General features: G+C 48.7%; 8 protein-coding genes. 3 read left to right on the top strand and 5 right to left on the bottom strand.

The features are described from left to right. The first annotated feature begins 12 nt into the window (after nt 1–12). Nucleotides 13–792, top strand: coding sequence for a DUF2989 domain-containing protein (locus ACXAGR_RS19185; protein WP_474845971.1), 780 nt, complete (start codon nt 13–15; stop codon nt 790–792). Nucleotides 793–952: 160 nt separating this feature from the next. On the opposite strand, the gene msrB is transcribed toward ACXAGR_RS19185, so the two are convergent. The 5 genes from msrB to malQ all read right to left on the bottom strand — a co-directional run bounded on the left by msrB (nt 953) and on the right by malQ (nt 9,583). Further along, nucleotides 953–1,354 (bottom strand): peptide-methionine (R)-S-oxide reductase MsrB, encoded by a 402-nt coding sequence (msrB, locus tag ACXAGR_RS19180; protein ID WP_474851983.1) that lies wholly within the window; start codon nt 1,352–1,354, stop codon nt 953–955. Between the two features lie 26 nt (nt 1,355–1,380). After that, nucleotides 1,381–2,928 (bottom strand): NADP-dependent phosphogluconate dehydrogenase, encoded by a 1,548-nt coding sequence (gene gndA, locus ACXAGR_RS19175; RefSeq protein ID WP_474845750.1) that lies wholly within the window; start codon nt 2,926–2,928, stop codon nt 1,381–1,383. A 137-nt stretch (nt 2,929–3,065) separates the two neighbouring features. Continuing rightward, complete coding sequence (gene glgX, locus ACXAGR_RS19170) at nt 3,066–5,141, bottom strand: glycogen debranching protein GlgX (protein ID WP_474851981.1); 2,076 nt, start codon at nt 5,139–5,141, stop codon at nt 3,066–3,068. A 17-nt stretch (nt 5,142–5,158) separates the two neighbouring features. Next, the gene (gene glgB / locus ACXAGR_RS19165) at nt 5,159–7,327 is read right to left on the bottom strand and encodes a 1,4-alpha-glucan branching protein GlgB (RefSeq protein WP_474851979.1); all 2,169 of its coding nucleotides are present in this window, start codon (nt 7,325–7,327) and stop codon (nt 5,159–5,161) included. Between the two features lie 51 nt (nt 7,328–7,378). Next, nucleotides 7,379–9,583 (bottom strand): 4-alpha-glucanotransferase, encoded by a 2,205-nt coding sequence (malQ, locus tag ACXAGR_RS19160; protein ID WP_474851977.1) that lies wholly within the window; start codon nt 9,581–9,583, stop codon nt 7,379–7,381. 240 nt (nt 9,584–9,823) lie between these two features. Between malQ and gap the strand changes: the two genes are divergently transcribed. Both gap and ACXAGR_RS19150 read left to right on the top strand, forming a co-directional pair. Beyond that, nucleotides 9,824–10,819, top strand: a complete 996-nt coding sequence (gap, locus tag ACXAGR_RS19155; protein ID WP_474851975.1) for a type I glyceraldehyde-3-phosphate dehydrogenase — start codon at nt 9,824–9,826, stop codon at nt 10,817–10,819. Between the two features lie 127 nt (nt 10,820–10,946). Beyond that, entirely contained in the window at nt 10,947–11,798 is an 852-nt protein-coding gene (locus tag ACXAGR_RS19150) for a D-hexose-6-phosphate mutarotase (RefSeq protein WP_474851973.1), read from the top strand. The last annotated feature ends 97 nt before the right edge of the window (nt 11,799–11,895 follow it).

Here is an 11,895-nt window from a genome sequence, read left to right as displayed (position 1 = left end):
CTGATTGGGACAGTGGTATTGCCCGGTTGCGGTGATATGTTTGCGCCTAAAGTCGCCACAATTTGTCAGGATAATCCGCAAATGTGTAACGATCTCAACAGCGATGAATGGTGCCGCGGGGAAAAAGCAGAAATTATCAAGCAACGCTACCGCCACCCTGACGACGGTGAAGGTGAAGACATTTATCGCCTGATGCTGATGTTTGAAGACTACCAGCGTTGTATTGTTAACGCCTCCGGCCTGACCCACAAAAAATACCGGGACAAAGAAGCAGACCGGATGAAAGGTGTGCTGACAGCACGCAAAGAACTCGATCGTCTCAACCGTAAAACCCGCAATAGCAGTGAGCCCCTTCTCGCCTGGTATCACTGGTCCCGTTCCGGTGATGAAGACGCATTGAAACGGTTTATGTCTGCTGCCAGTGCCGGTCACCTTAACACGCCGGAACAACTGATCGCCCTGGCGTCAATACAGGCGCAAGATGACATGAACCGCACCCGTGACACCCTGTACCGTGCGTTGAGTCTCTACAAAGATGATGAAAATGTCGATGTCTCAGTATTTCATACGCTGACAACCATCAGCATGGAACAGAAGAAATACAAACTTGCCTGGATCTGGTCAAAAGTCGCCAGTCACTACTCCGACTCAATCAATACGCATCAACTGGAAGCAATGGCAACAAAGTTTCAGTTACCGGCGTCACTGATGAATAACGTAGCAGATGAAATAACCGGCGCACTGGAAGACGGTGAATTCGATGCAAAGGCGCTGGGGCTTACCAAACTGTAACCGTCAGACTTCAGCATTGACCGGGGTCGCTTTTTTCAACGGATCCTGTAAGTCACTTTCACAGGAAATTTCAGTATTTCCACCCGTTATGACGAAGTCACAAACAAAAACACCGCTTTACAACAAAGCGGTGTTTATTTTTTAACCAGAAGTGAACATGTCAGCCGCGGACGACTTCATCCTCAGCAGTTTTCAAATTCAGTGATAACGAATTTACACAATACCGCTGGCCGGTCTCTGTGGGTCCGTCAGGGAAAACATGGCCCAGATGGGCGTCACAGGATTTACAGATAATTTCCGTTCTGCGCATGCCGTGACTATTGTCTTCACGGTACAACACATTACCGTCATCTGTTTGCTGATCAAATGAAGGCCAGCCACAACCGGAATCAAACTTAGCATCCGAACTGAAAAGCGGCGCACCACAACACTTGCATATATAGGTTCCCGGACGCTTCTCGTCCAGTAATACACCCGTGTAAGGACGCTCTGTACCAGCCTGACGGGTGACACGATATTCGTCAGGTGACAGCGTTGCTTTCCAGTCTTTATCGACAGCCATGTTTGCTCCTGTGTTCGTTTACACGATTACTTTTTGATAGCAATCTGAGGACGCGCCGGATCACTCCAGTCAAGGTGAAACTTCTTACCCGACGGTTTATCTACACGCTGATACGTGTGTGCGCCAAAGTAGTCACGCTGGCCCTGAAGCAGGTTGGCCGGCAGTACTGCGGTGCGGTAAGAATCGTAATAACTTAACGCTGACATCATTGCCGGACAGGGAATACCTGCCAGAGCAGCCTGTGCCAGTGATTCCCGCCAGTCAGACTGATATTGGGTGATTTGATCAGCAAAGAAAGGATCAAGCAGCAGGTTCGCCAGATCTTCGTTGTTTTCGTAGGCTTTGGAAATAGATTGCAGGAATACCGCACGGATAATACAGCCGGCACGCCAGATTTTCGCAATACCACCGAAGTCCAGTTCCCAACCGTGCTCTTTAGAAGCAACAGCCATCAACTGGAAACCCTGCGCGTATGCACAAATCTTTGAGCAATAAAGCGCATATTCCAGCTTGTCGATAGCCGCAAACTTCTCTTCGTCAGAAAGGACTTTGACTTCCGGTCCCTGCAGAACTTTGCTGGCTGCGACACGCTCGTCTTTGAGGCTGGACAGACTGCGGGCAAATACCGCAGAAGTAATCGTCTGGGCAGGACTTCCCACTTGCAGCGCGCTGACGGCGGTCCAGAGACCCGTGCCTTTCTGACCAGCCTTATCAAGAATGACATCTACCAGTGGTACACCGGTTTCAGGATCCAGCTGCTCCAGCACTTCTGCACTGATTTCCATCAGGTAACTGTTCAGCTTGCCTTTATTCCAGCGACGGAAAACCTCTGCAATCTCAGCAGCAGACATGTGTAAAGCGGTACGCATGACCTGATAGGTTTCGCAGATAAGTTGCATGTCGGCATACTCAATACCGTTATGCACCATTTTAACGTAGTGACCGGCACCCACAGGACCAATGTACGTGGCACAGGCTTCCCCTTCCAGCACCGGCTTACCCGGGGTGAAAGATTCAATCGGCAGACCTGTCTCAGCATCGACTTTTGCTGCAATAGCTTTCAGTACCGGCTCAAGGCGTGTCCACGCATACGGGTTGCCTGAAGGCATCAGAGAAGGGCCGAAACGTGCGCCCACTTCACCGCCGGAAACCGCAGTAGAGAAGAAGATAAACTTACTTTTGTACTTTTCTTCCCGTTCGACAGAATCCGTCCACAAGCTGTTTCCGGTATCCACAACAATGTCATCCGCCTGGATGCCGGCGTCAATCAGGTGAGAACAAACATGGTCTACAGGTTCGCCGGCAGGCACCGACAGAATAACCATGTGAGGTGACTTCAATTTGCTGAGTAATTCGGTGTATGAGCTGCAGCCTTCTACACGGGCAGCCGCGTCGCCACGCTCTTCAGCATCTTTAGCAATAATTGCATCGACTTTGGTTTGATCAAGGTCGAAACAGGCTACGCGATAACCATGATCGACCAGGTTAAGCGTCAGGTTGGCGCCCATTACGCCTAAACCAATAAAACCGATATCACACTTAGTTTCAGTGTGCTTTCCATCTTCTTTTTGCATTGGGTGTCACCTCAAGTTACAGATGGCTGCGGATCATACCACCCGATAATAGTGCGAACACTAACTTATGACTGATTTTCTGCGAATTATGCTCAAATCATGACTGATTGCTTACTTGCCGTGCAGCAGTAAACCCTTTACGGCACTATCTGGCTTTGTTTAAACACGGCTACGCTTCTGCCCGCCTGCAAAAACACTCTCTGAATACAAATATCCGGTTGTTCCGGTAAAGAACCGTACCGGGTATCGACCATCAGTTGCCAGGCACACTGAGGCGAGATCCCTGGCAGATTAAAACGCTTGTCCTGCAGGCTGGCATTAAAACACAGGAACCAGTGTTCAGGGTCGTTTTCATCTTTGGTTGTACCGCGGATTTCAACGCCGAATGACTGACTGTCCGGTGACTGCCAGTCTTCTGATTCTTTATCCTGTCCGTCAGGTTTATACCAGCGGATCACCGCTACATTCGTATCAAGCTGAAATAAATCGTCTTCGAGCAGTAAATGACTCAGCAACTCGCTGCTACGACGCAGTTGAATCACGTGCTGACAGAAATGCAGAAAATCAGACTCCCGTTTATTCAGCTCCCAGTCATACCAGTTAAGGGCATTGTCCTGACAATAGGCGTTGTTGTTTCCGTTCTGGGTTTTACTCAGCTCATCACCGCCCAGAACATGAGGGATCCCCTGTGACAGCATCATCGACAAAAACATATTTCGTTTCTGACGCTCACGAAGCTGGAGAATTTTCTCGTCCTGAGTGGGTCCTTCCACACCATAATTGGCTGATAAATTGTGACCATGCCCGTCGCGGTTATTTTCACCATTCGCCTCATTGTGGCGTTCGGTGTAGCTCACCAAATCGTGAAGGGTAAAGCCGTCATGGTAGGTCACATTGTTTACCGATGTATAAACAGGCCGGAATCCCTTATGGAAAATATCCCGTGACCCCATCAGCCGTGTTGCAAACTCCGCGGTAATAGCGTGATCACCCCGCCAGAATGCTCTTAAGGTGTCACGGTAACGGTCGTTCACTTCCAGCCACGGATACGCAAAAGCGCCTAACTGATAACCGCCCGGGCCAATGTCCCAGGGTTCCGCCACCAGTACAGCCTGTTTCAACACCGGGTCCTGTGAAATTGATTTAAGCAAACCGGAGTGAGGCGAAAACTGTTGCGGATCTCTGCCAAGACATACGGCGAGATCGAAACGGAATCCGTCTACACCGATAACCTCAACCCAGTAACGCATGGCATCCATAATCATCGTCGTCATGACCGGACTGGCAGTATTTACTGTATTTCCGCATCCTGAGTGATTGCTGTAAACAATCTCACCGGTTTTGGTCTGTTCGTACAAATAGGCCTGGTGGGGGAAGAAGCCTTTGAAAGACAATACCGGTCCGCCATCTCCGCCCTCAGCGGTATGGTTGTAAACCACATCAATGATGACTTCCAGGCCGGCTCCGTGATAGGCATCCACCATGGCTTTCAGTTCACGGACAGCATCCGCTTTTCCGTACCGGGGCTCAGGTGCAAAGTAGTTTACCGGATTGTAACCCCAGTAGTTGGTCATGCCTTTTTCAGTAATGTAAGGTTCCGGCATGAACGCTGACAAAGGCATAAATTGCACAGTGGTCACACCGAGATCAACCAGATGTTTTATGACATCCGGATGGGCCGCCCCTGTATATTTACCTTTATCCTCGTCGGGTACAGCGGGGTGCAGCATAGTCAGCCCTTTCACATGGGCTTCGTAAATAATTCGCTGATGGGGCTGAAAGGCAGGCTTCGGCGGCCGGTCATGTTTATCATGACGCACCACGACACATTTCGGCACCATAAACTGTGAGTCATGTTCATAGTGTCTGGCATTCCAGTGCAGTGGCCGGCTGAGTTTATGGGCATAAGGGTCGATTAACAGCTTGTCTGTCGGCACATGGTGAAGGGATTCTTCACCACGCTCCACCCTGTATGCATAATGCTGATTCTCGCCGGCACCTTCTACTTCACAATGCCAGACTGAACCGGTTTTGGCCGGCATCACAATCTCTGCAACCGGTTCCTCTGTATCACTTTGGAAAAGGCACAGCACGACAGCTCTGGCGTCCGGCGATTCAACAGCAAAATTGCAGCCGTCGCCGGTGACAGTCGCCCCCGGCGGATACGGCACGCCAGCCTTAACGTTATAGTTTACAAGTGAGTCTTGCTTCACCTTTGCCGGTTCTCCTGTTATTCATAAACCCAGTAAAGTGTTGCCAGTGGCGGTAAAGTGATTTCAATAGAATACGGCTGATTGTTCCATTCCACCGCGTCAGCAGTAACAATTTCAGGTGCAGGGTAATCACTGCCCCAGAACTCACCGCTGTCGGTATTCAGTACCAGTGAGTAAGTGCCCGGGTCTTCCACGCCAATGCGGAACTTCTCACGGGGAGAAGGCGTAAAGTTATTCACCACATAGACTTTTTGCTTGTCGTCTTTGGCTTTTCTTACGAAGGACAACATACTTAGTTCAGCATAATTATGGTCTATCCAGCTGAAACCTTCATAATTGTGATCCTGCTCATACAGTGCAGGCATAGTCCGGTACAGATGGTTAAGCTTACGGTAAAGTGCCTGCATGCCTTTATGCTTGTCGAACTCCAGCAACCACCAGTCAAGCTCACCATCGTGATTCCATTCCCTTGACTGGGCAATTTCATTACCCATGAAATTCAGTTTTTTTCCCGGATGACCATACATGAAACCGGCATAGCAACGCAGGTTTGCCGCCTGCTGCCATTCATCTCCCGGCATTTTACCAATCAGACTGCCTTTTCCGTGTACGACTTCATCGTGGGAAATCGGCAATACAAAGTTTTCATCGAATGCATACACCATGGAAAAGGTGATTTCTCCGTGATGATAGCGGCGATACGCCGGATCTTTACTGATGTAATGCAATGAATCGTGCATCCAGCCCATATTCCACTTAAAGCCGAATCCGAGACCGCCTTCGCTCACCGGTCTGGATACACCCGGGAATGAAGTGGACTCCTCAGCAATAGTCATTGCACCGGGGAAGTGCCGGTAAACCTCTTCATTCATCCATTTCAGCAGGCTGATGGCTTCGTAGTTTTCATTGCCCCCGTGAACGTTGGGGATCCACTCCCCTTCATTGCGGGAATAATCCAGGTACAACATGGACGCCACTGCATCCACCCGCAAGCCGTCAATGTGAAATTTATCCAACCAGAAAAGTGCGTTGGCAACCAGAAACTGGCGAACAGTATCTTTACCGAAATCGTAAATGCATGAATTCCAATCCGGATGCCAGCCACGGCGGGGATCGTCATATTCGTATACATGACTGCCATCGAACCGCGCAAGGCCATGGGCATCTTCCGGGAAGTGTGCCGGTACCCAGTCAATGATGATGCCGATATCTGCCTGGTGGCACTGATCAACAAAGTATTTAAAATCGTCAGGTGAACCGAAGCGGCTTGTCGGTGCGTAAAGCCCCACCGGCTGATACCCCCAGGAACCGTCGAAAGGAAACTCTGATACGGGTAACAATTCTATATGGGTATACCCCATCTCTTTCACGTAGGGGATCAGTGAATCTGCCAGTTCATGATAACTGAGATAGCGTTTCCCGCTCTCTTCAGAAGGCCGGCGCCATGAACCCGGATGCACTTCATATACGCTCATGGGATTTGCGTATTTGTCTGCCTGCCGCTTCTCCATCCAGGCACTGTCATTCCACTCATAGGCATTGTGATCGAACACTTTTGAAGCGTGAGATGGATACTGCTCAGCAGCAAAACCTAACGGGTCAGCCTTGTGAGGTAAATCGTTACCCCAGGCATCTTTTAACTGATATTTATAGCGCTCGCCGGCAACGAGTCCCGGAATGAAGAGTACCCAGTAGCCCATGTCAGTTTGTTGCATGGGATGAGTACGGCCATCCCAGCGGTTAAAATCACCGATGACGGAAACCGCAGATGCGTTAGGGGCATAAACAGCAAAACGTGTTCCGGTAATGCCATCTGTGGTTAGCAGTTGTGCCCCGCCCTGCCGGTAAAGATTTTCAGGCTGATGGTCGATAAAGTGCACAGCATGAAATGCTTCTTCACGGAACTGGTAAGGGTCGGTGAAGCTGTATTCGCTGTCTGCCGTTGTCACCTGCAGTTCGTAACGCTGCGCAGGCTTTAACTTTTTTGATAATGCAGAAAACAGAGCTGAGTCGCCCTGTTTTTTGAGTTTGATGATTTCTTTGCGGGTTTTTAAACAGCGGACTGACACTGTTTTGGCTTCCGGGATATAGGCGGTAACCGTTACGCCATCTTCGCTTTGCTGATTACCAAGTAAGGAAAAAGGCTGACTGCACCGCGCTTGTGCCAGTTGCTGCTCTACTACCATTTGTTACTCCTGCAAAGTCTGCCGCACAATACGGCAGACTGCAGAACATCCCTAATCTGTGCTGGCCTGCTTTCTGACAGCGGTCAGCTTAGCAGCCAGGTTAGTGATGTCCTGATTTTCAAAAATAGTCTCTAAAGGCTGAGATAACTTCCTGCGCCAGTTAGGATATTCGTTAAACGTACCCGGTACATTAACAGGCTTATCCATTTCCAACCAGTCTTCAAGTTGCAGACTGAGTAACGCACTGGAACCTGCCGCCATATGCAATTGCATACCGCGGTTAAGTTCTGTAGTCATTCCCGTCACATTCACATCACGACTAATGTTGTCACTGATGGAATGGTGACCGTGCAAGGTATCCAGTATCGCCTGTTTATTCTTATGCCTGTCGTGATACAACACAGACAATATTTCATCAGTAGGATACAAACCAAGCTCTTTACCCAGCTCAAGATCCAGGCAATGCCAGAAGCCGGTCAAAGTTGGCATATCGTGGGTTGTCAGTGTCGACATAGATTGCACGGGGTAATGGGCCGGTGAATAAAAGCCGCCGTCTTTAGCCTGCTCAAAGAAGAATACACGGTACGAATGGACACCGTTATCCGCCAGTTTTTCACGGATTTCTTCCGGGACCGTACCCAAGTCTTCACCGATCACCAGACTCTGGTTACGGTGGCTTTCCAGCGCCAGAATGGCCAGCAGATCGTCGACAGGATAATAAACGTAGCCACCGTCTTTTGCATGGTCACCTTTAGTCACCCACCACAGACGAAGCAGTGCCATAACATGGTCAATTCGCAAAGCACCGGAACCGGCCATGTTGGAAGCAAACAAGTCTATGATTGGCTGATAGGCCTGTTTGTAAAGCTTGTAAGGGTCCATAGGCGGCAGCCCCCAGTTTTGTCCGAGTGGCCCTAAAATATCCGGCGGCGCCCCCACAGAGGCACCGGTACAGTACAAGTCTTTGTTACCCCAGATTTCTGCACTGCCTTCACTGACACCTACGGCGAGATCACGGTATAAACCGATAGCCATGCCGGCATTAGTTGCCACATCACTGGCGGCCTGTAATTGCAACGCAGCCTGCCATTGCAGGAACAGGTAAAAAGAAACCCGCTTTTTATTCTGATCTCTGAATACCGCTACATCAGGTTTGTGGTATTCACGGAATTCCTCAGGAAATACCGGCCAGCCCCAGGAAGGCTTACCTTCTTCAGCCAGCTTTTCCTGCAACGTATCGTACACCGCCAGCATATCAAGGCTTTCACCACCGGCTTCCACGAACGCTTTAAATGCTTTGTTCTGTTTTGTATTTTTAGTCAGGTACTTGTTGTAGTACACGTCGAACAATGCGGAGAGTGCAGGCAGTTTAAGTGACGCAACGGCAGCATAGTCAACCAGGTCAGCCGCTCTTGCTGCTGCAAGTTTTTCCTGAAAAGCCGCATCATTCACAATGGTCTGCACACTGGCGTCGTCAAAACAGGGCATGGCTGTCACATCGAGGTATAAATAATTCAGCCAGCGACGTGAAGACGGTCCGTAAGGGCTGCAGGCATCAGGGTTCGCCGGATACAGCGCATGAATAGGGTTCAACCCGATAAACTCTGCTCCGGTGGCAGCGGCCTTTTCGGTTAATAAAGCCAGATCTGAGAAGTCGCCCATACCCCAGTTTTTCTGACTGCGTACACAGTAAAGTTGCACACTCAGGCCCCAAATCTTTTTACCGGCAGCAATGGATTCAGGGATGAAGCAGGCTGAAGGTGCAATAATAACCCGCATACTGCAAAGCGGTTCATCATCCCCTTCCACCGATAAGCTCAGTGTATGATACCCCGTGGGCGCCTGAACCGGCAGTGTGACAGCGTATTCGTGATATTCCACGTCTTCCAGCTGGGCGACATTTACCAGTGTTTCGTCAACCGGTGCAAAAGTGTGGACGAATGTCTGTCCATCTTCAAAAGAGAGCGCTACAGTATACTCATCGGTTACCAGCTCTATCGGTAACCGTACAGAAAACGGAACGGTGTCTGATTGGCGTAAAACCTGTACCGGGTTGAGCGGAGTCTGCCAGATTTTTCTGGCTTCTTCTGAAAGCTGTTGTTCTATAGCAGCTTCATTGCTGGTGTCGTAACCCAGTGCATTAAGTAATTTGGTCTGGCTTGATTCTGAAATCGTGGCAGGTTTGCCCCACGCATCAACATAGTGGGTCTCTATGCCGCGCATCTCAACCAGCTGTTGTAAAACGGGATTTGTCATTTTATCTATTCCTGTTTCCCGTGTTGATAATGTTAAGGCAACGGCCGCGCATTCTCATCAACACATAATTTTGAGCATTATCAGTTAAAGACCCGATACAACGAAACTGAATACGTTTGCATAGTCCATAGTTGTAATTTTGCAACATTTTTTGCTTTTTACTTTGCCAATTATGCCATTTTGATCCATACTTTACGTAATTTTTTTTCACTTGTACCAAAATACAATTAGAGGTATGACATGACTATTCGCATCGGTATCAATGGTTTTGGACGCATTGGTCGTTTGGTAATGCGCGCTGCACAAAAGCGTGACGACATCGAAGTTGTTGCTATCAACGATCTGCTGGACACAGATTACATCGCTTACATGCTGAAATATGATTCAACCCATGGCGTTTTTGATGGTGAAATAAAGGTAGACAATAACCAGCTGATAGTAAATGGTAAAACTATCCGTGTTACATCAGAAAGAAAACCTGCTGACCTGGCATGGAACGATGTAAACGTTGACGTTGTTGTTGAATCTACAGGTTTGTTCCTGACAAAAGATACTGCTTCAGCTCACCTTGAAGCCGGCGCAAAGAAAGTGGTGATGTCTGCACCATCTAAAGACGACACGCCTATGTTCGTTATGGGTGTTAACCACGGTGAATACGATGGCCAGACTATCGTTTCTAATGCGTCGTGCACCACAAACTGTCTTGCGCCTCTGGCGAAAGTACTGAACGACAAATTCGGTATTGTTGACGGTCTGATGACGACTGTTCACGCGACAACAGCAACACAGAAAACTGTTGACGGTCCTTCTCACAAAGACTGGCGCGGTGGTCGTGGTGCAAGCCAGAACATCATTCCATCTTCTACCGGTGCTGCGAAAGCCGTTGGTAAAGTTATCCCTGCACTGAACGGTAAATTAACCGGCATGGCATTCCGTGTGCCTACTCCGAATGTTTCAGTTGTTGACCTGACAGTAAATCTGGCAAAGCCAACCACTTATGAAGCAATCTGTGAAGCAATGAAGGAAGCGTCTGAAGGTGAACTGAAAGGCATTCTGGGTTACACCGAAGATGCTGTTGTGTCTAATGACTTCCTGGGTGACGCACGCACTTCTATCTTCGATGCAGATGCAGGTATCGCTCTGACTGACACGTTCGTTAAAGTTGTATCCTGGTACGACAACGAATGGGGTTACTCAAATAAAGTACTTGATTTGGTTCAGCATATTTCAAAATAATGCGAACACGCCCTAACCGGGTGATAAGCAAGATAAAAATGTAAAAAAAGGTGCGATTTGCTATCGCACCTTTTTGTTTTTGGATGCACAATAATAACCGGACTTTATTTTGGCAAGGAGATGTCACATGAGTATTCCCGACTCAGTAACTGTTGAAGAATCTTCAGGGATTACCTTTTTAAACGTAGACAATCAGTTTGCCAGCAGCCGTATCAGCTTATTTGGCGCGCATGTACTGTCATTCATTCCAAAATCTGATGATCGTGACCGTTTATGGCTCAGTCCTCATGCGTTCTTAAACGGTGAGCGCCCGATCCGTGGTGGAATTCCTCTTTGCTGGCCCTGGTTCAGTGATGATCATGGCCGTGAGAAAGGTGAACTGCCTTCTCATGGTTTTTTGCGCACCCAAAGCTGGCAGATTCAGTCTTCTGAAGACACCGGAGACGGCACGCGCATTGTTCTTACCCCCACATTTAGTCGTGGTGAAGGCTTTGAATATGATTGCAAAGTCAGCTACGAAATTCTGGTGGGTAAAACCCTGTCGATTACACTGAAAACAGAAAACACAGGTATCGTGTCGTTTTCATTCAATGTAGCAATGCACACCTATTTTTCAGTGGCAGATATCGCGCATACCAAAATTACAGGTATTGAAGGCGAGTATAAAGACAAACTGGAAAACTGGGCATTAAAGCCTGCCCCGTCTCCGTATACTTTCAGTGGTGAAACAGACCGCATTCATCAGCATGCTGCTCCTGACGTAACCGTTTATGTAGAAGAGAAGCCATTTACCCGCGTAACGTCTATGGGACACGATTCTCTGGTGGTCTGGAATCCCTGGCAAGGGGCTGCTTCTATCGCTGACATGGACGCGTTTGGTTTCAGACATATGTTATGTATTGAGACAGCCGTGACCAATGGATGCACGCTAGCACCCGGTGAAAGCCGCAGCATCACGCAAATTGTTTCCCCCCTTTAGTCAGCTATTGTCACAAGCGGGAAAAACACACCATCAGGCATAAGCATTTAAACAGACATAAAAAAAACCGGATGTTATACAACATCCGGTTTATGAG

The organism is Alteromonas sp. ABH4_457, from assembly GCF_056160625.1.
This window is presented reverse-complemented; position numbering and strand designations above follow the sequence as displayed.

Bases quoted from the DNA above. Each gene is read 5' to 3' on its own strand.
- ACXAGR_RS19150 (WP_474851973.1), top strand. From the start codon at position 10,947: ATGAGTATTCCCGACTCAGTAACTGTTGAAGAATCTTCAGGGATTACC.
- glgB (WP_474851979.1), bottom strand. From the start codon at position 7,327: ATGGTAGTAGAGCAGCAACTGGCACAAGCGCGGTGCAGTCAGCCTTTT.
- gap (WP_474851975.1), top strand. From the start codon at position 9,824: ATGACTATTCGCATCGGTATCAATGGTTTTGGACGCATTGGTCGTTTG.
- malQ (WP_474851977.1), bottom strand. From the start codon at position 9,583: ATGACAAATCCCGTTTTACAACAGCTGGTTGAGATGCGCGGCATAGAG.
- gndA (WP_474845750.1), bottom strand. From the start codon at position 2,928: ATGCAAAAAGAAGATGGAAAGCACACTGAAACTAAGTGTGATATCGGT.
- msrB (WP_474851983.1), bottom strand. From the start codon at position 1,354: ATGGCTGTCGATAAAGACTGGAAAGCAACGCTGTCACCTGACGAATAT.